The organism is Kaistella sp. SH40-3 (assembly GCF_030686865.1).
Classification (GTDB): Bacteria; Bacteroidota; Bacteroidia; order Flavobacteriales; family Weeksellaceae; genus Kaistella.
The window spans coordinates 49,361-74,278 of record NZ_JAQYUS010000001.1 but is presented as its reverse complement, the minus strand read 5'-3'; the positions used below and the strand labels follow the sequence as shown (position 1 = coordinate 74,278).

The window sequence follows — 24,918 nt, the reverse complement described above, 5'->3', positions numbered from 1 at the left end:
AATTAAAATATATGCTTCTTTATCTTTTAATCACAATCTTCTTCATTGGTTCTTGCGGTTTTCTATTCTGATACTTTTTAATTAAAGTATAAAAGACCAGGAAGCCCAAAACGAAAATGCATAATCTTGAAAATAAATCACCCGTTCGGGTGTAAAAAGTTTGATGATCATACAAATCAACTTTAGCGAAGAGAGCAGTTTTATCGCCGTAAAGGGTGTCTGCTGAAATGTCACCTTTCACATCAATATGCGCAGAAATTCCGCTGTTGGCTGATCTCGCAATTTCACGACGGGTTTCGATGGCGCGCATTCTGGCATAAGCCAAAAGTTGTTTGTGACCTTGCGTAACGCCCCACCAGGAGTCGTTTGTCATAATTCCTAAAAAGTTCGCGCCTTTTTTTACATAGTCCGTCACGAATTCGCCGTAAATACTTTCGTAGCAAATAATCGGCGCCATTTTTCCTTTGTTAAAAGGATTGTTGAATACTTTTCTTTCTTCATCAATTCCAAGGGAAGCAGTGGTGCCGCCTAGGTTTAACATTGCATCTCCCAAAAGTGGTTTCAGCACATTGATGTAAGGAAAAATTTCAACGCCGGGAACGAGTTTACCTTTGTGGTAGACTTCTACTTTTTGATTCGGAATAATTTGAACCGCAGAATTATAACTGTCCACGTACGTCCCTTGGGAAGTTTGATAAGCCGTTTTGGATTTCTCACTTTCATTGGGGTAAAATCGGTGGGAGGAAATTCCGGTGGTAAAAACAGATTTCGGATGTTTTGTTAAAAACGCTTTTGTTTTATTTAAAAGTTCACTATCCTCAAATCCAGTTTCCGAAATCGATCCAAAACCGGGAAGTGAAGTTTCCGGACCGATATAATAATCGATTTGACCTTTGGAGTGGTCTTCAGCTAAAGTCAATAAATCATTTAAAATCGTTAAACTGTCTTTTGAATATTTTTCAGTGTACGGATTCAATTCCGGTTGGAGCATTAAAACGTTGACCGATCCGATTGGTTTTAAATCAAAGTTTTTATATTTTGCCACGGAGATTAATAGGGGTAAAGCGATTCCCGCAACAAGGATTGAAGAGTTGATAATGAGTGACTTCTGTTTTCTGCCCGCTTCCCAAATTCGTAAAGTGTAGAAGGCAAAAACATTCACCAAGAGAATCCAGAAACTTCCACCAGTCGCTCCGAACGTGTCATACCACTGAATCAATTGCGGATAATCGGCGAATACATTTCCTAGATTTAACCAGGGCCACGTCAGTTCCCAACTCAAATGAAGTTTTTCCCAAACCATCCAAATGGCCACAAAGAAAACGAGTCCAAAATAAGTTCCCTGCGCATTTTTGTACCAATGGTAACACTGAAAAATAAGGGAGTAAAAAAAGGCATTAAATAAAACCGGAACAACCACGGCAAACAGAGAGTGCGTTCCATCTGGGTTTTTTGCTCCATATAACCAGCCGGTGGTTACGATATTCCAAATCACAAAACAGAGATAAGTCAGGCCGAAAATCGTCCAACCTTTTCTTTTGATTTTTGAAAATTTAGAAATGTCGTGTTCGATGATTAATAAAGGAACGAGCGCGAAAAATATAAAAAAGGGAATTCCGTAAGTGGGCCAGGAGATACTCAGCAATACCGCTGAGAGTAAGGAAAGAATAATATATTTCATAGTTTGTTTAAAACGTATTTAATTGTCAAAGTTAAGGTTTTCTGATCCTATAATTGACTCGAAAGGTTTTTGCCACGAATGCACGAATTTCTTTCAGCCTAATTATTATTTGCTTTTATAGATGGCTTCACCAATTTTCGAATTTTGACGAAGGAAGAAGCTTGTTTAAAAAAATGAGATTCTTCACTGCGCTTTGTTCCATTCAGAATGACAAAAAATTAAAATTGATTTTCAATTTCCACACTTACACCGTGCATTTCGCCGGTCATTGGTGGACTGGTTTTGGTAATTCTAATTTTAATAAAGGAAACTTGTGTGAATTTTAATTTGATATTTTTCAAAATTCTGCCAGCCACGTGTTCCATCAACTTCGACGGAGTTTTCATTTCATGATGAATGATTTCGTTGATTTCTGCGTAGTTAATGGTATCGTTTAAATCATCAGTCCCGACTGCTTTCCACAAATCAGCGTGAACTTCTACGTTCAAAAGATAGTATGTTCCGATAAGGGTTTCTTCCGGAAGAGCACCGTGATGAGCGTAAATTTTGAGGTCTTCTATAATTATTTTTGAAGTCATTATTTTAATTCATTTTCAAATTAACACATCACCAATTATCAAAATGTCTTCTGCAATAGGGATGGAAGTGGAAATCCCACAGCAAGCGTTGGCATTAGCGTTGGCGCGAGGAATTGCAACGGACAGCCTGGCTTTTTTCCGGTGGAAAACCCTTTCAGCCTTCAGAAGGCTGAAAGGGTTTAGCGTTGGCGAAAAAAGATTGCCCAAAATAATAGATCAGGAAATCATCACGTCGCCAAATTATTTAATCGTTGTCGATAATTCCAGCATTGCTTCAATCGGTTTCAAGGCTTTTAAACGTAATTCTTCGTCCATGGTGATTTCCGGCAATTCGTATTTCATGCACAGATAGAGTTTTTCCAGCGTGTTTCTTTTCATGTAAAAGCATTCGGAGCAATTACAGGATTCGTCGAAAACCAAGGCAGGCATTAGTTTTTTATGTGGTGCACGTTTTTGCATTTCGTGTAGAATTCCTTCTTCGGTTGCCACGATGAATTCCTGAGCATCGTCTTTTTCTACAAAATTTAAAAGTGCAGAAGTGGAGCCAACGAAATGAGCCAAGTCCAAAACTGGGGTTTCACTTTCAGGATGGGCGATCAATTTTGCGTGAGGATTGTCTGCCATTTGCTGGGCGATTCTTTCCATAGAAAAGGCTTCGTGAACGATGCAACTTCCGTCCCAGAGAATCATGTCACGTCCGGTTTTCTTCATTAGGTATTTTCCTAAATTCTTATCCGGTGCGAAAATAATTGGTCGGTCTTCCGGCAAAGAACGAATGATGGTTTCAGCATTCGAACTCGTTACGATAATGTCTGATTCGGCTTTTGTTTCGGCGTTACAGTTGATGTAAGTCGCAATTAATGCGTTCGGATATTTTGCACGCATTGCACGCAAACCTTCACCACTACAACCGTCTGCCAATGAACATCCGGCTTGGGTATCGGGAAGAACAACTTTCTTCGTTGGGTTCAAAATCTTCGCTGCTTCAGCCATAAAATGAACGCCACAAAAAGCGATCATATCAGCATTGGTATCTTTTGCCGCTCTTGCCAATTGCAAGGAATCTCCCAAGTAATCCGCGATATCCTGAATCGCAGGCGGTTGGTAATAATGCGCCAAAATAACGGCGTTTTTTTCTTTCTTTAAATCCAAAATGGCCTTTACCAAATCTTCACCTTGTGGAATGATGAGGTCATCTATTTTTAAAAAACCTCTAACCGGAAGGTTCGATTTTGCTTTATCTAAATTTTCTGTGCTCATTGATTAAAAATATTTAGGATTGGGATGTATAAATGTATAATTAAAATCTTGAATCAAATGGTCTGAAGAAATGATTCTTTGTTTAGTTTCGGTTTTAGGGTCGTCGCTTTTTTGACTTTCTAAATTCAGCACTTCCGCTATGGAAGGATGTTCCGGCGCGACGATATTATAAGTCTCAGATTGTATTTCCGAATTAAGAACCAATTCAACAATCGGAAGAATATCTTCGTAATGAATATAATTGGTTGGCTTGTCAGGATTTTCCGGCTGTCTGTTTCTGAACATGTTTTGCAAAGAACGTTCGTCACCCATTAAACCACCAAAGCGCAGAATATTGGTTTGCGGATATTTTTGTCTGACTAAATTTTCTGACGCGAGAATATCGGCTCTTAAATTATCGGTGTCTTTTTCTGTAAAGATTTTATTTTCTTGCGGATAAACTCCGGTCGAACTGAAAAGAATGGTTTTTGGAAATTGTTGGTCGAATTTTTCAAAACCTTGATGCCAGGTATTTCTCGAAATCGGCATACTGAAAATGGCAACATCCACATTATCTAAAAATTCAAAATGGGTCACAGAATTAAAGTCAAGTAACTGAACTTCTGTTGCGACTTTTTCCAAATTGATTGTTTTTTCGGGTGAAGTGGTAGTGGCAATGACATGGTGATTTCTACCAGTCAAATATTTGGCTAATCGTTCCCCAACCCAACCGCAACCGATAATGGCAATTCTCATGATTTCAGAAATTGAGTAATTAAATTTTCGATGTCCTTTTTAGCAACTTCCAACTGATCATTCACCACGATTTCATCAAACTCATTTTTATAGGAAATTTCTTCTGTTGCTTTTGCAACCCGTGTGTGAATGGTTTCTAAATCATCAGTTCCTCTGGCGATTAATCTTAATTCCAACGCAGCAACTGATGGAGGCATGATGAAAATAGATAAGGCTTTGTCGCCAAAATATTTTTTTAAAGCAATTCCACCCTGAACATCAACATCAAAAATAACGACTTTTCCGCTGGCCCAGATTCTTTCGACTTCCGATTTTAAAGTTCCGTAATACTTGTCAGTATAAACCTCTTCAAACTCTACGAATGCTTTTGCTGCAATTCTTTCTCTGAACTCTTCAGGAGAAATAAAATGGTAATCAATACCGTTTTTCTCTTCACCTCTTGCACTCCTGGTCGTACAGGAAATCGAAAATTCCAGTTCAGAAAAATGCTCCAAACAATGCTTAACGAGCGTAGTTTTTCCACTTCCGGACGGCGCTGAGAATATAATAACTTTATTCATTGATTTAAGTTTTTAAGACGGATAGATAATAGACTAATAGATAATAGACTAACATGTTGATGTCTATTATCTATCCGTCTATTATCTCAAAGTCTTTTATCTACAAAACGTTTACCGTCTGTTCTTTTATTTTCTCCAGATCATCTTTCATCATGACGACCAGTTTTTGAATTTCTGCGTGATTGGCTTTGGAACCCAAAGTATTGATTTCACGACCGATTTCCTGGGAAATGAAGCCGAGTTTCTTACCATTGAAACTTTCTTCAATCATTACTTCCAGATAATATTTTAAATGTTGAGTCAATCGAACTTTTTCTTCGGCGATATCTAATTTCTCAGTGTAGTAAGCCATTTCCTGATAGAAACGCGTTTCATCAATCTGGTCAAATTCATTGAGAGAATTTCGGTAACGTTCTTTCACGGCATCCATTCTTACTTGTTCGTAAGGTTCGACCTGACTTAAATAAGATTCAATTTTTTTAATATTACGACTGAGTTCCTGTTGAAGAATTTCTCCTTCTGTACGCCGAAAATTTTCAAATTTTGTTAGAGTTTCTTCCAGCAATTCAATCAGGAAAATCCATTCGTCTTCACTGAGTTCCTCACTTTTTGTCGAAACGACGTCCGGCATTCTTATTGCCATTTTCAAATATTCGAAATCGGGACCGTCTGCAGCAACCTTCTTTAATTCAGTAATATACGCCTGAACCAAATCATGATTAATAGCAACATCATTAATATTATTAAGGGATTCAATATTGACGTAGCAATCTACTTTTCCACGTAGTGCTCTGTCGTTCAATAGTTTGCGAATTTCAAATTCTTTTTCTTTATATCTTAATGGAATTTTGATATTTAAATCAAATGATTTGCTGTTGAGAGATTTAATATCGAGGGTTATTTTTTTGCCTTCGAAAACTCCTTCGCTTCTTCCGAAGCCGGTCATGGATAAAATCATGTATTTGCTTTATCTCACAAAGATAATTATTTAAAAACTTTCAGGCTTAAAAAAGAAACTATAAAATACTGATTAATCATCTGAATCTTTTTTTTACGCAAAAGTTCAAAAGTAAAAAATAAAATAAGATCATTTTAACCAATTACTTATGCACTAAGGTGATACTATTTGAAGTTTAATACTGTTTAAAATTTTCGACAAATACAGAAAAGATTATTTTATATATTTGCATTTAATAAAAGATTTAGAAATATGCTTAAATCGCTCTTCCATTGGAAAGTCTGGGTAAATATACTTTTAGCGTCTGCTGTTTTCGCAGGTGCAGTTTGGTTGACTTTTCGTTGGCTGGAATTGCATACGAACCACGGGAAAGAAATCGCAGTACCCAATGTGATGAATAAATCGGTGCACGAAGCCATTAAAGTATTAGAAGATACTGGCCTGGATTATGAAGTTGATAGTGGTAAATACGAGCCAAAATTTAAACCGTTCCAGGTTTTACAAATTTATCCTTCACCGGGATCCCGCGTGAAAGATGGCCGAACAATTATTTTAAAGGTCAATCCAAGAAGTTACGCACCCGTTTCGGTTCCTGATGTTTTGGATCGGTACAAAGGTTTAGCATTTAGACAGTTAGAACAGGTTGGATTAAAAATTGGGGACACTATTTTGGAACCGAGTATCCAGCGTGATGCGGTACTCCGGTTGCTTTATAATGGCGCAACGTTAAAGCCGGGTGCTTTGTTACCAAGGTTCTCAACCATCGATATTGTGATTGGCGCAGGCCCGAAAAGAAATATTTCTGTCCCCAATCTTGTAGGTTTAACGGTTCAGGAGGCAAAAGCGGTTATTAAACAAAATCTATTTGAAATAGGTTTGGTAGAGCATGAGGATGGGGGTGCAGATGAATCAGATATCGTGTATTATCAGGATCCGGCAGCATTTGATGTTCGGGATCAGGGAATGCAGATTGATATTTGGGCAAGTAAAAAAACACCGGCCGAAATGGGCGGAAAAATTTCACAATTGAATTCTATTTATAGAATCAAAATGGATTACAGTGTTCCGGAGAATTATGACAATGAAACGCCAGTCTACAGAGAACCGGTACCTCGAGGTTCTGAATCTGAAGTGGTAGAAGCGCCGAAATCAACGGTACCAAAATCAGAAACTCCGAAACAGGAAGTTAAAAAGGTGGAAACTTCAAAAGGAACTGAGCAGAAACCGAAACCTGCTGAAGGAAAGCCGACGACTCCAGCGAAAACCACACCAACAAAAACCGAAGAGAAACCCAAAGTGAAGAAGGTAATTGTTGAATAAGATTAGTCAAGATCATCCAAAAAGCTTCAACGGAAATGTTGGAGCTTTATCTTTCAAAAATAAAATGACAGAAGACAACGAAAATTTCTCCCACGACGAAGAATTACTGAATCAGGAATCTAATGAAAACGAATCAGAAGGACTTTTTGAACATTTCTCTATCAAAGTAGATCGAGGTCAAGAACCACTTCGAATTGATAAGTTTCTGGTTAATTTTCGCCAGAATTCTACACGGAACAAAATCTCCCAAACCTGTCGTGCAGGGAATGTAATTGTTAACGGTTCGCCGGTAAAACAAAATTACCGCGTAAAACCAGGCGATGAAATCTCGGTGTTGCTTACCAGTCCGCCGCGTGAAAATATCATCATTCCACAAGATATTCCTATTAACATCGTTTATGAAGATGACGATGTGGTCGTTGTGGATAAAGAAGCGGGAATGGTCGTACATCCCGGTCATGGGAATTATAGCGGAACATTAATTAATGCGCTGGCTTTTCATTTCGAAAAAAATGGACTTAAATCAGATTTAGACCGTGTTGGTTTGGTTCATAGAATCGATAAAGATACTTCTGGACTTTTAGTCATTGCCAAAAACGAATATGCCTTAAGTTTTTTAGCCAAGCAGTTCTTTGACCGCACCACCAAAAGATTATACTGGGGTTTCGTTTGGGGAAATATAGAAGAGGATGAGGGAACCATCCGCGGGAATATCGGCAGGCATTTGAAAAACAGAATGCAGATGGCAGTTTTCGAAGATGGTAGTTTGGGCAAACATGCGGTCACGCATTATAAAGTTCTCGAAAGATTCCGCTACATCACTTGGGTCGAATGCAAATTAGAAACCGGCAGAACGCATCAAATCCGTGCGCATTTCAAACATATCGGACATACTCTTTTTAATGATGAACGCTACGAAGGAAATCAGATTTTAAAAGGAGTAAATATGCCGAAATACAAGCAGTTTATCAAAAATGTTTTTGAAGTTTTGCCACGTCACGCACTTCATGCACACACTTTAGGTTTTATTCATCCGACTACAAAACAGGAAATGTATTTCGAAAGTCCGATGCCAAAAGATATGGAAGAAGCTCTAAATAAATGGAGGAAATATTTAGAATCTTAGTTCCATAAAAACTTTTTATATTTGTTCAAAATTCACGCAATTCTTATTATGAGAAAAATATATACGTTATTTTTCGTGGTGGTCTTTTTAGGAAGTTATAAAAGCCAGGAAACATTGCCTTTTTATCAACAGTATTTGCTCAATGGCGATTTCCTATTTAACCCTGCACTTTACGGAAATACCGATGATGTTGTGTTGAATTTAAACTACCAAAAGCAATTTTCTAATTTCGACCAGTCACCCAATGTGCAGTCCATTGGTATGCATGCCAATGTTTTCGATAGAGTAGGAGCAGGATTGTCTTTTTTTAGAGATCAAAACGGACCGATTTCTTCAAATGGAATTTCAGCAGGTGCATCGTATTTTATTCCGATTGATGATGATGGTGAAAGAAAAAGCCAGTTCTCTTTTGGAACCAATGTGAATTTCTATAACATGAATATTGATTTGGGAATGCTTAATCCACAAGATCCAGGCGATCCTGTATTGAATTCCAATTCGCTGTTTTTAGTTTATGCAAATTTGGGAATGGCGGTAACCTACCGTGATTTTTTCGCTGGAGTTTCTGTGAATGATATTGCCTTAACCAATGATATTCCTATTGTAAATGGCATTGAGCCAGAGCCCACTAAGTTTCTTCTCAACACGGGTTATAACTGGTTTCTTACCGATGAGTTTTATGTAACGCCTTCAGTGCTTGTAAATTTTAATACCAACTCATCCAAAATGATGGATTTTAATTTAATGGCAACGGTGACTGGAGACGAGAGTTCTTTTTCTGCCGGCGCGAGTTTACGAACTGCGAGCAATAAATTCGGAAATCAAAATTTAGGAATTTCCCCTGTCGTAAAAGCTTCGGTTAATAATTTCTTTTTCGGAGCGACTTATAATTTCGGACTTTCAGATATTCAACAATACGCAGGAAACAGTTTTATGTTGAGCATCGGTTATAAATTAGAAAACTTTATCAATACAAGAGGATACCGTTACTAATAAAATCGGAAATTTTGATTGTGGTACTAATATTCATCATCCATCATCGAACATCCATCATCTAGCAACTTGTATGATTTACCTCCACATCCCTTTCTGCAAACAAAAATGCAGTTACTGTAATTTCCATTTTTCTACTTCTTTAAATTATAAAGAGGAGATGGTTTCTGCCCTTAAAAAAGAAATTGGTTTGCGAAAAGACGAACTGGAAACGAAGTCTTTAAAATCTCTTTATTTCGGTGGTGGAACGCCTTCTATTCTTAAAGTAGATGAACTAAAATCTATTGTTGATGAGGTTTTAAAATATTTTTCCTTTGATCCGGATATCGAAATTACGCTGGAAGCTAATCCAGATGATTTGGATAAAAACTTTCTGAAGGAATTATCCAAAACTCCTTTTAACCGCTTGTCAATCGGAACCCAAAGTTTTTTTGATGAAGATTTAAAATTAATGAACCGCGCTCATAATTCGGGTGAAGCAGAAAGTTCGATTAAGCGGGCGCAAGATTTTGGTTTTGAAAATATCAGCATCGATTTAATTTACGGTTCACCCAGTGCAAATTTTGAAATCTGGAAACAGAATTTAGATAAAACCATTGAACTTCAAGTTCCGCATGTTTCTTCTTATGCATTGACTATCGAACCGAAAACCATGTTAAACGCCTGGATTTCGCAAGGGAAAATCGCTGCACCAAAAGAAGCAGAACAGCATGAGGAGTTTTTCTACATGAGTGATTTCTTGAAAGAGAATGGCTTTGATCATTACGAAATTTCCAATTTTGGAAAACCTGGTTTTCATTCCAAACACAATTCGGCTTACTGGAAATATCAAGAATATTTAGGCATTGGACCCTCTGCACATTCTTATAACGGAAGAAATGAAAGAAGTTGGAATATGGCTAATAACCAATTGTACATCAATTCATTAAATAAAAATGTCTTGCCAAAAGAAACTGAAATTCTATCAGAGAAAGATCAATTTAATGAAATGCTCATGATTGGTTTACGAACCATTTGGGGCGTAGATTTATCATCATTAAAGGAGAAATTCAGTACGGAACTTTTGGAGTATTTTCAAAAAGAAATCAAAACCAAACTGGAAGACGGTTTATTAAAAGTCGAAAATAACCATTTAACGATTCCTGAAAAACACTGGTTTTTAGCAGATGGAATCGCGTCGGATCTGTTTGTGGTTTAATGAGTTGCGAGTTGCGAGGTTGCTATTTAGCAATAGTTTAAAGTTCAATATTCACTTTCTTCATTAAATAAAAACGGTTCAAAATTCGTCATTCACTTTTATTGACCACTCATTTTACTTGGCTCTTTTTACTTTTTACTTGGCTCTTTATTCCGTATTTTTGCACAAATTTCAACCCCTTGAAAACTCAAAAACAAGATTTCAGTCATCTTTCAGCCAACCAACCTATCGGGATTTTCGATTCTGGTGTGGGTGGATTAACCGTTGCCAAAGAAATTAAAAGATTATTGCCTAATGAAGATTTAATTTATTTCGGCGACACCAAACACCTTCCGTACGGTGAAAAATCGCGGGAAGCGATTGTTGGCTATTGTATAAAAATCACCGAGTTTTTATTAGAGAAAAATTGCAAAGCGATTGTTATTGCGTGTAATTCTGCCACAGCAAATGCTTTAAAAGAAGTCTTGGAATTGGTCAACAATCAAGTTCCAGTCATCGATGTAATTAATCCAGTAGCGGAAAAAGTAGCGTACGAGATTCACAATAATGTGGGTGTGATTGCAACCAAAGCCACTGTGAATTCTGGGTTATACAAAAAGTCAATTCGCAAACATAATAAGTTCATTAAAGTTGATGAATTGGCGACTCCGCTTTTGGTCCCGGCGATTGAGGAAGGTTTTAGAAACCATCCAATTACCCATTCGATCATTTACAATTATTTGAGTAACAGTAAATTAAAAAACATTGAAACCCTAATTTTAGGTTGTACACATTATCCGCTTTTGTTGAATGAGATCAAGCAATATTACGGAAACCGCGTCAGAGTAATTGATTCACCGAGTATTGTGGCGAATCAGTTGAAAATGGTATTGGAAAAACACCATTTATTAAATGAGCAAAACCCAAAGCCGTCTTATCAATTTTACCTTTCAGATATTACCAAAAACTTCGAGAAAATTTCTAAGAAATTCTTTGGCAAAACGATCAATCTGGAATTGAAAGTGTTGTAAGAGAGTGTTTTTTATAAAAATGCCACGAATGCACGAATTTTTCTGTTGTAGATAACATTTATTCATGAATTCGTGGCAATATAATTTTGAGATAAATTCCGTCTATTCTCTCTTAGTCAATATTACTCGGTAGTTGCTTCTTCTGTCTCCGCAGTTTCTTCTACTTCCGGTTCATTTGGTTTTAAGAAAGAAAAACTTACATTCCCATATTTTCTGGTATCGATAATATTGGGGTGTTCCAATTTTGTGCGACTTTGATGTTCCAAAATAAAGACGCCATTTTCCTTCAGGTAATTATTGTTCAATACCAAAGAAATCAATTCCTGATATTTCGGCACATCCATTTCAAAAGGGGGATCAGCCACAACAATTTCGTAGGTTTTACGGTTTCTGTTCTTTTTTAAATATTCAAAAACATCGCCACGAATTGCATTGACCTGCGTATTCATTTCGAGTTCAGTCGCAGTATTATTAATGAATCCCGCATGTCTGGCATTCATTTCAATTGAGGTAACATCTTTGCAACCTCGGGAGGCAAACTCCAGGGAGATGGATCCAATTCCGGCAAATAAATCGAGCACAGAAATTGAGGCATAGTCGAATCGGAAACGGTTTTCAATAATGCTGAAGAGTGCTTCTTTGGCAAAATCGGTGGTTGGTCTGACGTCGAAACTTTTTGGAGCGGAAATTCTTTTGGCTTTCCATTGGCCACTGATTATTCTGTACATGGTTTTGTTGTTGGATGTTAGATGCTGGATGCTGGGTGTTTGGTGCTGGATTTTAGATGCACGAGAAGGCAAATTTAATTCAATTTATTTCTAAATGCGATGATATGGTTCATGATTTTGTATGATTCGTTATATAATGCTGTGAATGTTTCTTCTGTAATATAATTTCTATATTTTGCCTTGTATAGACATGTAACTGCCTCTGCAAGTGAACGAATGGAATATCCTAAAAACCTTCTAAATTCAGGATTACTTTGTAAAATACTGCCCTCTGCAATATTAAGAGCAATAGAGTCTGAAGCTCTTCTTATTTGTGAAATAAGATTAAAAACTTCATCTTTTGGAAATTGGGAAGAACGATGATAAATCTTTTCGCCGAAACTCATTGAATCTTGCCAAATAATTAACTTTTCAAACTTGAAACTCATCTTTAAAATTTGAATTAAAGATAATCAATCAAATTTAATCGCTATTATTATCATCAAACATCGAGCATCCATCATCTGGCGTTTAAAAGAAAGTTTTTGTTGGGAATATTATCGAAAACGATTTTTAGAGTTTTAACGAACTTCTTTAATTCGGAAATAAAAGTTTCATTTTCTGTGGTTTCACCATAAACGAAAAACTGAGTGTCTGCGATGCCGAATCCTATTTTACTTAAAGTAAACATGATGAAATAGAGGAAATCAACTTCTGAATTCACATCTAGATTATTATAAAGAATCACTTTTTTATGTTCAAAAGCGAAAAACTCACATTGATGATGGTATAAATTGATATGAATTTCTTTCTGATTCTTTACTGTAATTTGATTCAAAAACTGTTCGCCCGAGAAATTGAATTTGGTCGGAATCGCTAAGTCTTTAATTTTCTGATGAGTCGATTTTGGGAAAGTGTAATAAAACTGAACGCCAAATTTTTTGTTAATCGAAAGCATTAATTCTTCCTCATCTTTATCTACTGGCGCGTTATAGGCAATCAGATCATAACCCAAATCGTGGTTATTGAAGCCTTCTGGCATTAACGTAAAATGGTTCAGGGCAGAAATAACCGTAATTTCTTTATATTTTTTATCGGCCAAAAGCGTGTCGATCTTTTCAGACAATGCATTTTCTGGTGATTCTTCGGTCATAAAAAAGGCATTGTCCAAAGAAACATTTTTGTTTCTGGAAACCTGATATTGTACGCCGTCTTTGGTAAAAAGTAATTTGAGTTGTTCCATGCTTTACGAGCGCAAATTTATTAAAATTAATCGGCTTTTGAAATTTTTGTTATTTTCAATGATTATGAGCAAAGTCATGGACGCATTCAAAAGAGATTTGCTATTTTTACAAGGCGTTAAAGTATTTTTTTATTCGCAAAAAAAACAAAAGATCATTGCAAAAGAAAGTAATTTTTGATTGTCCGTAAATAATAATAATTTGTAATTCGTTGCGAACTTTGTTAAGTGAAACGCCTTTGCGAACTTTAAAAACGTGCGAAAAAAAGCATTTTTTTTAATAAAACTTTGCGCTCTTTGCGTTTAAAATTTTCATTATTATTGAATACGGATATACATTAAGTAATTTAAAAGAATACAAAAAAGCAAATCGTTTTCCGACACTTATTTTGCACCCTACTGATTAACTTCTAATACAATGAAACTTTTGCCTCTTTTGCGGTTAAAAATAAATACACGCAAATCCAAGAATTAAACTCCTAACAGAGAAAAGCCATTATTTAATAATCATTAAAGTTGAAATCATATGAAAAGATTGATGTTCGTAATCTTGCTGTTATTTTCGGTAAGTATTTTTGCCCAAAAAATCCAAAATCAAACCGTAGATGCGGCTTGTGCAATGTGTCAGTTCAAAGTAAAAACAGACAAAGGTTGCGCCATGGCAGTGAAAATCGATGGTAAAGTGTACCTCGTTGAAGGCATGGACAAAAAAGCATTTGGTGAAATGCATTCAGACGATGGCTATTGCAAAATCATGAAAAAAGCAGTGGTAAGCGGTGAAATCAAAAAAGGAAAATTCTACGCGACCAGTTTTAAGTATGTAGACTAGTTTTGGTGCTGGGTGTTTGATGTTTGGTGCTTGATGCTGGGTGTTTGATGTTTGGTGCTGGGTGTTTGGTAATTGTGAAAGGTCAAATATGAATTTTCTAATTTTGCATCCATCATCCATCACCCATCATCCATCACCCATCATCCATCATCCAACATCCATCAACCAAAATAAACCAATACTGTACCCGACTGATGGTGCAGTATTTCTTTGTTCTGAAACTCCAGATTGGTCTGGCTTTCCAAAACGTCATGAACCATTTGCTGTAAAACGCCGTCGCCAATACCGTGGATGATTTCTAATTTTTTCAGATTGTTTTTGCGGCAGTAATCGAGCGTTTTTAGAAGTTTGTCTTTTTGAAGGAAGAGGCGTTCAAAAGAATCGTAATCTCCCGTGTTTCTCACCAGCTTTTCGAAATGCAGATCCAGTATGAAAGGCTTTTTATCGTGTTTTTTCGAGACGGGTTTTAAAATTTCTTCTTTTCGAATGGTCTTTATATTCTCATAAATCTCGGCTTGTTGCAAAACCAACTCCGATTCCGCATATTCATACTCAAAGCCGTGCTCATCTTCGATGGTCACTTTCTTTCCTTTGATGGAGGTCACTGTTCCTTTCAAATGATCATCTATCACCGAAACCGAATCGCCTGTTTTCATTCTTTCTCTTATTTTGCGAAATTAATAAAATTGAAGTTTAAAACCGCAAAAGTGCAAGAAGTTAAGAGCTGTTTATATTTAAAAAAATAATTTTAAACCACAGAAGTCACAAAAGATTTTTAGAGATGGAACTTTTTGGGTCTATTAAGTTCACATAATAGTTTTTTTTTAAGCACTGCCATTTTGTTTTGTAGATGAGATTGAACTAAACAACCAACAACCAACATCAAACATCAAGCATCAAACATCAAGCATCCCACATCAAACATCCCACATTTTAATAGTGTTATTTGTGATACCATTAGTGTTTAAAAATTTCAAGTCTTTAAAAAAAACTCACAGATTCCACAGCGTTTTATTACTTATGATCGGATTAACTATTGACCGTTCACCATTGCTCATTAACCAGTGCCCATTGCTCCTTACTGATCCTCCAGCCAATATCAATCACCAACATCCATCACCCAACATCCATCACCCATCAACAAACACCCCAGACCCTTCCGCTAACATTTCACGCCCAACCCAAACTTGTTCTCAAAAATTTCCATAAATTTGAATTCTTATTAATTACAATTAAAAAAATCTCAATTATACCCTATGGATCCAATTTTTGACCTTATCGAACAGGAAAGACAAAGACAAACTCACGGCATCGAATTGATTGCTTCGGAAAATTTTGTTTCCGAAAACGTAATGAAAGCGGTAGGAAGTGTTTTGACCAATAAATATGCAGAAGGCTATCCCGGAAAAAGATATTATGGGGGTTGCGAAGTCGTAGATGAGATTGAAACATTAGCCATCGACAGAGCCAAAGAATTGTTCGGTGTAGATTATGCCAACGTGCAGCCGCATTCTGGGTCACAAGCCAATGCTGCCATCTATCTTTCAGTTTTAAAACCAGGTGATAAAATATTAGGTCTTGATTTATCAATGGGGGGCCATTTAACCCACGGGTCTTTCGTGAACTTTTCCGGAATTCAATACAATGCTAATTTCTATGGGGTGGAACGTGAAAGTGGTTTAATCGATTATGATGCAATGCGCCAGAAAGCCTTAGAAGTAAAACCGAAAATGTTGATCGCAGGTTATTCTGCGTATTCCAGAGATATCGATTTTGCAAAATTCCGCGAAGTGGCAGATGAAGTAGGCGCGACCTTATGGGCAGATATTGCACACCCTGCAGGTTTAATTGCCAAAGGATTATTGAGTTCTCCATTCGAACATTGTCATGTCGTTACCACGACCACTCATAAAACATTGCGTGGCCCAAGAGGTGGACTGATTATGATGGGGAAAGATTTCGAAAATACGTATGGACATAAAACTCCAAAAGGCGAAATCAAAATGATGAGTCAGGTTTTGAGCGGTTCTGTTTTTCCAGGAATTCAGGGTGGACCATTAGAGCACGTCATTGCTGGAAAAGCGGTTGCCTTTGCAGAAGCAATTGATCAAAAATTTGAAGTCTATGCAAAACAAGTCGTTGCCAATGCCCGTGCTTTAGCCAACGCACTGATGACTCTTGGATTCGATATCGTAAGTGGTGGAACCGATAATCACTTGATGTTGGTTGATCTTCGAAATAAAAATGTTAACGGTAAGGAAACTGAGAAAGCACTTGTGAAAGCCGATATTACCTGTAATAAAAACATGGTTCCTTTTGATGATAAATCTGCCTTTACCACTTCCGGAATTCGTTTAGGAACAGCCGCCATCACCACCAGAGGTTTAAAAGAAACCGACATGGAAGTCCTTGCCGGCCTGATCAATGATGTCGTAATGAACATCAACGATGACCAAAAAATCGCTGAGGTTCGCAAAAAAGTAAACCAAATGATGGAAGGGAAGGCGTTGTTTAATTATTAATGAAGAGACGAAGAGATAAAAGACGAATAGATGATAGACTGATAGATAATAGACTGATAGATAATAGAGGTTAATTATTAACAGAGATTCAAATTCATTGCTTTGCTAAAGGCAGTGAATTTGTTTTTTAGGACTTAGCTCCACAATGATTGACTTAGAAGTTAGTTTGGATAGGTAAGTCCTGAGACTGATAGATGATCGTATTTAAATATAAAAACAAAAATCAAATTCATTTGCGCCGACCCTAAAGGGAGTGAATTTGATTTTTTACAAAGTTTCGATTGCAAAACGAAATTAGATTTGACTTCGGAAAATGATCTAAGTATTTAACTTTTTGTTTCAAGACAAACCATTGAAAATGGTTCGCTGATTCCATTAAAGATTATAAAATAGGCAGCAAAAAGTAAGGCTAAGAAATAAACGCTAATTATTTGTGCAGCCAGACCGAGGGAAATTTGGCATTATAGAAATAGTAACTTTTGTGGTAAAAAAGAATAGTAATAGATCATCACCTTCAGATGACGCGTTCGGCTAAATTGTATTAATTTTGTCATTTGTCATCTATCATCTATCAGTCTATTATCTATCATCTATCAGTCTATCATCTATCATCCATCACACCCATCATCTCAATATGGAACATAAATCCTACACCTTCCTCGAAATCAAACAGAAACTTGTAAACTATTGCGTTTACCAGGATCGCTGTCATCAGGAAGTAGAACAGAAAATGCGGGATTTTCTATTGATACCAGAAGCCAAAGATGAAATCCTGCTTTTCTTGATGAAGGAGAATTACCTCAATGAAGAACGCTTCACCCGAAGTTACATCCGCGGAAAATTCTATATGAAATCGTGGGGACGAAATAAAATCCGGAACCATTTAAAATTCAAAGGAGTTCCGGAAAAGCTAATCAACAACTGTTTTGATGAAATTGAAGACGATGATTATCACAAAACCTTGTCTAAATTGTACCACAACTATCATTCAAAATTAAAGGGTTTACAGCAGTATCAGAAAAATTCAAAAACAATTAAGTATTTATTATCAAAAGGATTTGAATATGAGGAAATTACGCAGGCGATAAAAGATGCAGAGAGTGAGTAGGAGGTGATGAGGTGTGGATTGATGGGTGCGGGATGCTGGGTGCTGTGTTTGGGTGAATGGGTGCTCCGGAGGAGCGATATCTCCTTAGAGAATTAAATATAGAATAATGGTGCGGCTCAGGAGGAGCCGTATCTTTTTTTTGTGATTGTTTTGAGAAGGTGGTGGGTGCGGGATGCTGGGTTGTAGACGATTTATGATCTCATTATTTTTTAACAAATAAAAAACATAAAAACCATCCCTTTCCTCCAAATTCAAATCAAATCAAATCATCCTTTGAAAAAAAGTCTTATAATTAAATAAATTTTAATTAATTTGCATGATTATTATTAAATAAACAATTCATCACTATCGATTTCAATCATATGAAGAAAATTAAGACCCTTATTGCAGTTTTCCTTTTGATCATGGTGAACGGGCAGACTTTCAAATACGGATTGACCGGGAACTTTCATAAAGGATCAATCGTGGGTGTACACGATGTTTCTAAGGGTGCCTATGGTGGAACTCTGGGGGCTTTTGCGCAGTGGTCGCTCGTAGAAAATGATGTTTTCGATTCAGCGTGGCTTTATATTACGCCGCAAATTGAATACCATATGGGAGGTGAAGTCGCAAAGGCGGAAGAAAATGTTTTTGGAGTGCAGAAGTTTCATCATGACTATGTCGCCATGCAGGTCTATATGAAGTGGTTTTTTCACCAGGGAAATATGAAACGGGATCTGTTTTTATTTGCTGGTCCACGCATTGAATATTTGGTAAGAGAAGAACGAAAGGTAGATCCCGCCTATGATCTGGCCTACTTCAAATACAATAAAGATGATGAAATTAAGAAATTCGGCTATGGAATTTCTTTTGGTATTGGCTTAAAAGTGACCCAGCAGTTTGAAGCATTTCTACGCTACGACCGTGGCTTCAGCAAAGTCTATCCCAATAATGATGCGAGAAATACGTACAACAGAATGTTAGGTTTGGGTCTTAACTATTATTGGAAAGAAAACTGGTGGTAAGTCCTGCATATGATGTAAGACTCAACCTATTCAAAATAGTTTTACATTTATAGTCTTAAAAATAACAAATGAAGAAATACTTTTCGGTATTTATTATAATTACGCTTTTTGCTTTTCAGGCCTGTAAACCGAAGAAGAACATCGTTTACATGTCTAACAATAACTTTGAACAGGAAGTTTCGCAAGCTCAATATTTAGGGCTTCATATTCAGGAAGGCGACCGTTTACAGATCTTGGTTTCCGCTTTCGAAGAGATTGCGGTTCGCCCATTCAATCAGGCGACCATGCCTGCAACCGGAAGTGCTGCTTCAGGAGGCAGTGGCGGTGCATCATCTTCCCCAACAGAATATATTGTGACGACCGATGGCACTATCGTTTTTCCAGTCTTAGGAAGCATCTATTGCAAGGGCATGACCAAGCAACAACTCAAACAGGATTTAGAAAGCCGTTTAAAAAGATATCTTACCGATCCAATGGTTACGGTGACTTTGTCTAACTTTAATTTCTCTGTATTGGGAGAGGTGGGCAGTCCAGGGCAGAAAACAAGTCCCAACGAGCGACTGAACTTATTTCAGGCGATTGCACTTTCAGGGGACATTAAGTATGATGGCAATAAAACAAGTGTAAAATTAATCCGCTATTCTGAAGAAGAAGGCAAAGATAAGGTGGTTTCTCTGGATCTTTCGGAAGCATCCATTGTGAATTCTCCTTACTATTATCTTCAGCAAAATGATATTCTCTATGTTGAACCCGATCGCAATAAGCAGGTATCGGTCAATACCAATTCCAATGTAGATAACTGGATTAAATATGGTGGAGTTGGATTAGGTCTACTCACTTTAATCTTCACTTTAACCCGAAAATAAGTATTAATGGAATTGTTGGAAAACTCCGAACCGTTAAAACGGACGAAGACGGTTAATATTAAAAAAGAAATCGGCAAGTATTTAAAAAAATGGCCCTGGTTTCTACTCAGTCTCGCGTTATTTTATGGTGGTGCTAAAATCTATCTGAAATATACCCAGGCACAATACAATAGCAAAACTTCTCTTAAACTTCGTGAATCCAAAGGAAACAGTTCTGCCCTTAGTGATTTGAAGAATCTCGGAATGGGGGTAAGCGGCGATAATGAATTGCAGGGGGAAACCACCATTATTGTCTCTAAACCTATTTTAGAATCCGTGGCACAAAACCTGAATCTGGGCGTTACTTTTTTTAGTATCGGTAAGATCAAGGAGGTCGAACTCTATAAAGACAGCCCCGTGTCCGGAAAAATAGTGAGCATCCATCAACCCGATCAGTTTTCGGGTGCCTCTTATATCTTGGAACCCGTGGGTAAAAACTCGTATAAAATGGCGGGCTCCAGTAACCAGTACCGTTTCGGAACCCCGGCGAAATTACCTTTCGGTACCGTTCAACTGAATATCAAACAAGGGGTGCAACTTACGGATCAGATCAAAGTAGTTTTCCAGAGTTTGAAAGCGACCGTAGCCGGTTTAGAAGGTCGGCTTTCTGTGAGTTTACCAGAAAACAAAGGATTGCTGATGGATGTTTCGATGGTCGGACCGGTACCCAAGAAATCAGAAGATATTTTAAATGAAATCGCTAACCAATACATCATTGATGGGGTGAATGATAAAAACCAGGAAGCTAAAAACACCAAGGATTTCATCGATGAACGTTTAGAAGTCATCACGGAAGATTTAGCGGGCATTGAAGGTCAAAAGGAAAAATTCAAACAGACCAACCAGATCACCAATCTGGAAACCCAGGCAGGTCTAGCGGTCAGTAAAGCCGATGAAAATACGAAGGTGATCTTAACCCAATCCATGCAGCTGGATTTGGTGAATTCTGTTCTGTCTGCCAGTGCCAGCGAGCAGTTATTGCCTTCCGGTATGGGATTGCCCTCGGGGGCTGAAAGCAATATTGCGGAATATAACAATTTGTTATTAACGCGTAACCGGGTGTTGAAACAGGCGACAGGAGAAAACCCGGCGGTCATTGAAATGAACAAGCAGATTGCCGCCCTGAAGAATTTAATCCGCAAGAACCTGGTAGAGTCGCGCGAAACGCTGCAGCTTCAAATCGCACAAGCCAATGCCCAACTTAACCTCGCGAAAGGGAATATCACCAAATATCCCACGCAGGAGAAAATATTCCGCAGCATCGATCGGCAGCAAACGTTGAAGGAACAATTGTATCTCTACCTTTTACAGAAAAGGGAAGAAAATGCCATTACTTTAGCGGTAACGGCTCCCAAAGCCAAGATCATTAATCCCGCTTATACAACGGGTATTGTACAGCCTAACTCCAAACGCATTATGAATGGCGCCTTGACGGCTGGTTTTTTACTGCCGCTCATCTTCCTGATTGTCTGGAATTCCTTGGATACCAAAGTACATACGAAGGAACATATTATGGCCCTTATGCCGGTAACAGCCATTGTACTCGCAGAGATCCCGCTCAACCCTGAAGAAAATGCAGTCGTGCATCCCAACGATTTTTCCACCTTTGCTGAATCGTTTCGGATCTTGAGTTCCAATCTCAAATACCTGTTGAAAGCAAAAAAAACCACAGGTGGAGATGTGGTGCTCGTCACTTCTTCGATTAAAGGAGAAGGTAAAACAACGGTCTCCATTAATACTGCCCTGACTTTAGCCGGAAAAAACAAAGTCATCATCATTGGGGCCGATATCAGGAATCCGCAGTTGCACCGTTTTGTACGGGGTAAAAATATCGGTTTGACTGATTATCTGATGTCTGATAAAACCGTACCCGATTCGTATATCGTTCCTTCTAAAGTGAATGAAAATTTAGATGTCCTCTTCAGTGGTCAGATTGCACCGAACCCGAATGATCTTCTGGATATGGATAAGTTCACGGAAATGATTTCGTACCTGAAAACGAAATATGATTATATTGTGCTGGATTCTGCCCCCGTTATGCTGGTGAGTGATACGCTGCAACTGGTCGAAAAATCAGATGTGCTGCTTTATGTAGTACGGTCTGAGTTTACCGAAAAAGGCATGATCGATTTTGCAGCCGGCTTCCAGATTGAAAATCAGATTGACAATATGGCCTTCGTGCTGAACAGTGTAAAACCCGAAAACACCCGCTATGGCAAGAAATACGGCTACGGCTATTACTCTTACACCCATGAACTGGAGAAAAAATGGTGGGAGAGATGGTTTTAGATGATGTGGCTTCGACAGGCTCAGCCACCGGACAGGCTCAGCCACCTTGTTTGAGATGATGTGGCTTCGACGGGCTCAGCCACCGGTTGGGTTTGAGGGGCTCATCTGCCGGGTTGTAGATGATATGGCTTCGACGGGCTCAGCCACCGATTTTGGGGTTGTTGAAAGGTGGTTTTTTTGGGGGCTGAAAAGAAATTTTATTTTTTAGTGAAAAGATCAAGTCTTGATTTGCTATTTTTGCACGAGGGCAAAACTCATTTAAAGCAGAACCTATCATAACAGCGTTCGTTAGCTTTGTATCCAGTTAGCCTTTGCAACTGTATGTATGATTCAATTAAAGTGATGGTGCAATAAGCATAAAAATAATATGAAAAGAATTTTAATTACCGGTGGTGCCGGCTTCATTGGATCTAACCTTTGTGATTATTTTATCTCCAAAGGCAATCAGGTAACCTGTCTCGATAACTTTGCGACAGGCTTCAGATACAATATCGAACATTTACTTTCCCATCCGGATTTCAAACTTATAGAAGGAGATATCCGGGATTTAGCCACCTGTCAGCAGGCGGCTGCGGATCAGGATTATGTGCTGCATCAGGCGGCTTTAGGGTCTGTGCCGCGGTCCATCAATGACCCTATTACGAGCAATGATGTGAATGTCGGAGGTTTTTTAAATATGCTGGTGGCAGCGAGAGACTCCGGAGTGAAACGTTTTATTTATGCGGCAAGTTCCTCAACCTATGGAGATTCAGAAACATTACCCAAAGTAGAGGAGGTGATCGGCAAACCGCTTTCCCCTTACGCCATTACCAAATATGTGAATGAACTCTATGCTGATGTTTTTAGCAAGACCTATGGCATCGAATGCATCGGTTTGCGATACTTCAATGTATTCGGCAGAAGACAGCATCCCAACGGTGCCTATGCAGCGGTAATTCCAAAATTTGTAATTCAGCTGATGAATCATGAAAGTCCGGTCATTAACGGAACCGGGGAGTATTCGCGTGATTTCACGTACATCGATAATGTCATTCAGATGAATGAAAAGGCAATGTCTGCTGAAAACAAAGAAGCCTTAAATACCGTTTACAATACTGCAGTAGGCGACCGTACCACCCTTAATTTACTCGTAGAATATCTTAAGGAATATCTTTCCGTTTATGATCCTGCGATTGCAAATGTTCCGATCATTCACGGTGATTTGCGTGCCGGCGACATCCCACATTCACTTGCGTCTATCGATAAAGCAAAAAAGCTTTTGGGCTACGAACCTTCTCACGATATTAAAAAAGGCCTGCAGGAAGCAGTGGGTTGGTATTGGGAGAATTTGAAATGAGGTGATGATTGAGGATTGATGGGTGGTAGATGATGGATGTTTGGTGATGGATGATGGATGATGGATGATGGATGTTTGGTGATGGATGATGAATGATGACAGGACGGGATGCTGAGCCAGCCTGTCGAAGCATCTTTCTTAACCTTAACCTTAACCTTAACCTTAACCTCACCCTCACCCTTAACCTTAACCTCAACCTTAGCCTTAACCTCACCCTCAACCTCAATGTCAAAAGAAAACCAACCCACTTATTTGATCAGTTCTAAGCAGTCTGTTTTTTCTCTTAACTTAAAAGAAGTCTGGGATTACCGGGATTTGCTGTTAATGCTGGTGAAGAAAGACTTTATTACATTTTATAAGCAGACTGTTTTAGGACCACTTTGGTTTATTGTACAGCCTCTGTTAACAACGGTTATTTACATGATCCTGTTTGGAAATATCGCCAAATTATCGACCGATGGCGTACCGCAGGTGCTCTTTTACCTTTCCGGAATTACGGTGTGGAATTACTTCTCCGAAAGTTTAACCAAGACCTCTTCTGTCTTTACGGCGAATGCCGGAATGTTTGGCAAAGTCTATTTCCCCCGGTTGATTATGCCGCTGTCGATTGTGGCTTCGTCGCTCATGAAATTTGCGGTACAGTTTGGCATCTTTGCGGTGGTGCTGCTGTACTTTGTTATCTTTACTGATGAGGTACACCCCAATATCTGGATGTTGTTTACGCCCGTTTTAATACTGTTGATGGCGATGTTTGCGTTGGGAATGGGAATGATTTTTTCTTCACTTACCACCAAGTATAAAGATTTAACTTTTCTATTAACTTTCGGGATTCAATTGTTTATGTACATCACACCCGTGGTGTATCCTATTTCTGCATTGCCGGAGAAATTTAGATTTCTGGTTTATATGAATCCGTTATCTTCTATTTTTGAATGTTTCCGCTATGCCTTTCTGGGATCCGGAAGTTTTGATTTAATGAGCATCCTCTGGAGCAGCATTTTCATCACCTTCATTTTGGTCATCGGCACGGTGATTTTCAACAAGGTGGAGAAGAGTTTTATGGATACGGTGTAGGAGTGCGAGGTGGGAGCGCGGTCCGAGTTGCTGTTTAAGGGGTGCGAGTTGCTGATGGGTGATGGGTGATGGATGATGGATGATGATGATGATGATGATGATGATGATGATGATGATGATGATGGGTGATTTTTGAATTGGTGAATGGTGAATTGCTTTCGTTCCGGAGGAACGATATCTCGGTAGAAGATAGGTAAGAAATAATGGTACGGCGCCGGAGGTGCCGCATCTTTTTTTTGCAATTGCTGTGAATGGGTTGGGTATTGTGATGGCATTCGATGAAGTGGTGATTCTCTGATGTGGTAATATGGTCAATGGTCAATGGTCAACACTATTCAGGGATTGTCATGGTGAATCCGGTCGCTGAGCGGAGCCGAAGCGAAAATCTCACCCCGCATCCAAGATCCCAATTTATTTTTCCGGCAGCAAAACCACCCCCGTCTTTCCGCAAGCGGAATGACACCCCTCCAGAGGAGGGGAATGGG

Annotated in this window: 24 protein-coding genes; 13 read left to right on the top strand and 11 right to left on the bottom strand. The window is 38.3% G+C overall.

Features of this window, described 5'->3' with window-relative positions:
- Window positions 1–19: 19 nt before the first annotated feature.
- The 6 genes from lnt to PUH65_RS00315 all read right to left on the bottom strand — a co-directional run bounded on the left by lnt (window position 20) and on the right by PUH65_RS00315 (window position 5,772).
- Window positions 20–1,681, bottom strand: coding sequence for an apolipoprotein N-acyltransferase (lnt, locus tag PUH65_RS00340; protein WP_305517870.1), 1,662 nt, complete (start codon window positions 1,679–1,681; stop codon window positions 20–22).
- 218 nt (window positions 1,682–1,899) lie between these two features.
- The gene (gene folB / locus PUH65_RS00335; RefSeq protein WP_305517869.1) at window positions 1,900–2,259 is read right to left on the bottom strand and encodes a dihydroneopterin aldolase; all 360 of its coding nucleotides are present in this window, start codon (window positions 2,257–2,259) and stop codon (window positions 1,900–1,902) included.
- 240 nt (window positions 2,260–2,499) lie between these two features.
- On the bottom strand, window positions 2,500–3,519 hold the full coding sequence (nadA, locus tag PUH65_RS00330; RefSeq protein WP_305517868.1) for a quinolinate synthase NadA: 1,020 nt from the start codon (window positions 3,517–3,519) through the stop codon (window positions 2,500–2,502).
- A gap of 3 nt (window positions 3,520–3,522) precedes the next feature.
- Window positions 3,523–4,254, bottom strand: coding sequence for an NAD(P)-binding domain-containing protein (locus PUH65_RS00325; RefSeq protein ID WP_305517867.1), 732 nt, complete (start codon window positions 4,252–4,254; stop codon window positions 3,523–3,525).
- The gene (gmk, locus tag PUH65_RS00320) at window positions 4,251–4,814 is read right to left on the bottom strand and encodes a guanylate kinase (RefSeq protein ID WP_305517866.1); all 564 of its coding nucleotides are present in this window, start codon (window positions 4,812–4,814) and stop codon (window positions 4,251–4,253) included. The genes PUH65_RS00325 and gmk overlap by 4 nt, the downstream gene beginning before the upstream one ends.
- 100 nt (window positions 4,815–4,914) lie before the next feature.
- Window positions 4,915–5,772 (bottom strand): YicC/YloC family endoribonuclease, encoded by an 858-nt coding sequence (locus PUH65_RS00315; protein ID WP_305517865.1) that lies wholly within the window; start codon window positions 5,770–5,772, stop codon window positions 4,915–4,917.
- 252 nt (window positions 5,773–6,024) lie between these two features.
- On the opposite strand from PUH65_RS00315, the gene PUH65_RS00310 reads away from it, so the two are divergent.
- The 5 genes from PUH65_RS00310 to murI all read left to right on the top strand — a co-directional run bounded on the left by PUH65_RS00310 (window position 6,025) and on the right by murI (window position 11,419).
- Window positions 6,025–7,092, top strand: a complete 1,068-nt coding sequence (locus tag PUH65_RS00310; protein ID WP_305517864.1) for a PASTA domain-containing protein — start codon at window positions 6,025–6,027, stop codon at window positions 7,090–7,092.
- Window positions 7,093–7,156: 64 nt separating this feature from the next.
- Entirely contained in the window at window positions 7,157–8,218 is a 1,062-nt protein-coding gene (locus PUH65_RS00305) for an RluA family pseudouridine synthase (RefSeq protein WP_305517863.1), read from the top strand.
- A 48-nt stretch (window positions 8,219–8,266) separates the two neighbouring features.
- A complete protein-coding gene (locus PUH65_RS00300; RefSeq protein ID WP_305517862.1) occupies window positions 8,267–9,211 on the top strand; it encodes a PorP/SprF family type IX secretion system membrane protein in 945 nt (314 codons plus the stop codon).
- 73 nt (window positions 9,212–9,284) lie between these two features.
- A complete protein-coding gene (gene hemW, locus PUH65_RS00295) occupies window positions 9,285–10,409 on the top strand; it encodes a radical SAM family heme chaperone HemW (RefSeq protein WP_305517861.1) in 1,125 nt (374 codons plus the stop codon).
- Window positions 10,410–10,588: 179 nt separating this feature from the next.
- Window positions 10,589–11,419 carry a glutamate racemase gene (gene murI / locus PUH65_RS00290; RefSeq protein ID WP_305517860.1) on the top strand — a complete coding sequence of 277 codons (831 nt, stop codon included), beginning with the start codon at window positions 10,589–10,591 and terminating at the stop codon, window positions 11,417–11,419.
- Between the two features lie 122 nt (window positions 11,420–11,541).
- Here the strand turns inward: murI and PUH65_RS00285 are convergent, their stop codons facing one another.
- The 3 genes from PUH65_RS00285 to PUH65_RS00275 form a co-directional block, all read right to left on the bottom strand.
- Complete coding sequence (locus tag PUH65_RS00285) at window positions 11,542–12,147, bottom strand: RsmD family RNA methyltransferase (protein ID WP_305517859.1); 606 nt, start codon at window positions 12,145–12,147, stop codon at window positions 11,542–11,544.
- A 74-nt stretch (window positions 12,148–12,221) separates the two neighbouring features.
- A complete protein-coding gene (locus tag PUH65_RS00280; RefSeq protein WP_305517858.1) occupies window positions 12,222–12,575 on the bottom strand; it encodes a four helix bundle protein in 354 nt (117 codons plus the stop codon).
- Window positions 12,576–12,646: 71 nt separating this feature from the next.
- Entirely contained in the window at window positions 12,647–13,369 is a 723-nt protein-coding gene (locus PUH65_RS00275) for a DUF3822 family protein (protein ID WP_305517857.1), read from the bottom strand.
- A gap of 523 nt (window positions 13,370–13,892) precedes the next feature.
- On the opposite strand from PUH65_RS00275, the gene PUH65_RS00270 reads away from it, so the two are divergent.
- Window positions 13,893–14,195, top strand: coding sequence for a DUF6370 family protein (locus PUH65_RS00270; protein WP_305517856.1), 303 nt, complete (start codon window positions 13,893–13,895; stop codon window positions 14,193–14,195).
- 161 nt (window positions 14,196–14,356) lie between these two features.
- Here the strand turns inward: PUH65_RS00270 and PUH65_RS00265 are convergent, their stop codons facing one another.
- A complete protein-coding gene (locus tag PUH65_RS00265) occupies window positions 14,357–14,851 on the bottom strand; it encodes a Smr/MutS family protein (protein ID WP_305517855.1) in 495 nt (164 codons plus the stop codon).
- 600 nt (window positions 14,852–15,451) lie between these two features.
- Here PUH65_RS00265 and glyA point away from each other — a divergent pair.
- From glyA to PUH65_RS00230, 7 genes are all read left to right on the top strand, one after another.
- A complete protein-coding gene (glyA, locus tag PUH65_RS00260) occupies window positions 15,452–16,717 on the top strand; it encodes a serine hydroxymethyltransferase (protein WP_305517854.1) in 1,266 nt (421 codons plus the stop codon).
- A gap of 634 nt (window positions 16,718–17,351) precedes the next feature.
- The gene (locus PUH65_RS00255; protein ID WP_305517853.1) at window positions 17,352–17,825 is read left to right on the top strand and encodes a regulatory protein RecX; all 474 of its coding nucleotides are present in this window, start codon (window positions 17,352–17,354) and stop codon (window positions 17,823–17,825) included.
- Window positions 17,826–18,187: 362 nt separating this feature from the next.
- Window positions 18,188–18,829, top strand: coding sequence for an outer membrane beta-barrel protein (locus tag PUH65_RS00250; protein ID WP_305517852.1), 642 nt, complete (start codon window positions 18,188–18,190; stop codon window positions 18,827–18,829).
- A 68-nt stretch (window positions 18,830–18,897) separates the two neighbouring features.
- Window positions 18,898–19,695, top strand: coding sequence for a polysaccharide biosynthesis/export family protein (locus PUH65_RS00245; protein ID WP_305517851.1), 798 nt, complete (start codon window positions 18,898–18,900; stop codon window positions 19,693–19,695).
- 6 nt (window positions 19,696–19,701) lie between these two features.
- Window positions 19,702–22,023 (top strand): tyrosine-protein kinase, encoded by a 2,322-nt coding sequence (locus PUH65_RS00240; RefSeq protein WP_305517850.1) that lies wholly within the window; start codon window positions 19,702–19,704, stop codon window positions 22,021–22,023.
- A gap of 367 nt (window positions 22,024–22,390) precedes the next feature.
- On the top strand, window positions 22,391–23,359 hold the full coding sequence (locus tag PUH65_RS00235; RefSeq protein WP_305517849.1) for an SDR family oxidoreductase: 969 nt from the start codon (window positions 22,391–22,393) through the stop codon (window positions 23,357–23,359).
- Between the two features lie 108 nt (window positions 23,360–23,467).
- Complete coding sequence (locus PUH65_RS00230) at window positions 23,468–24,433, top strand: ABC transporter permease (RefSeq protein ID WP_370692006.1); 966 nt, start codon at window positions 23,468–23,470, stop codon at window positions 24,431–24,433.
- Between the two features lie 34 nt (window positions 24,434–24,467).
- Here the strand turns inward: PUH65_RS00230 and PUH65_RS00225 are convergent, their stop codons facing one another.
- A complete protein-coding gene (locus tag PUH65_RS00225; protein WP_305517848.1) occupies window positions 24,468–24,662 on the bottom strand; it encodes a hypothetical protein in 195 nt (64 codons plus the stop codon).
- Window positions 24,663–24,918: the final 256 nt, after the last annotated feature.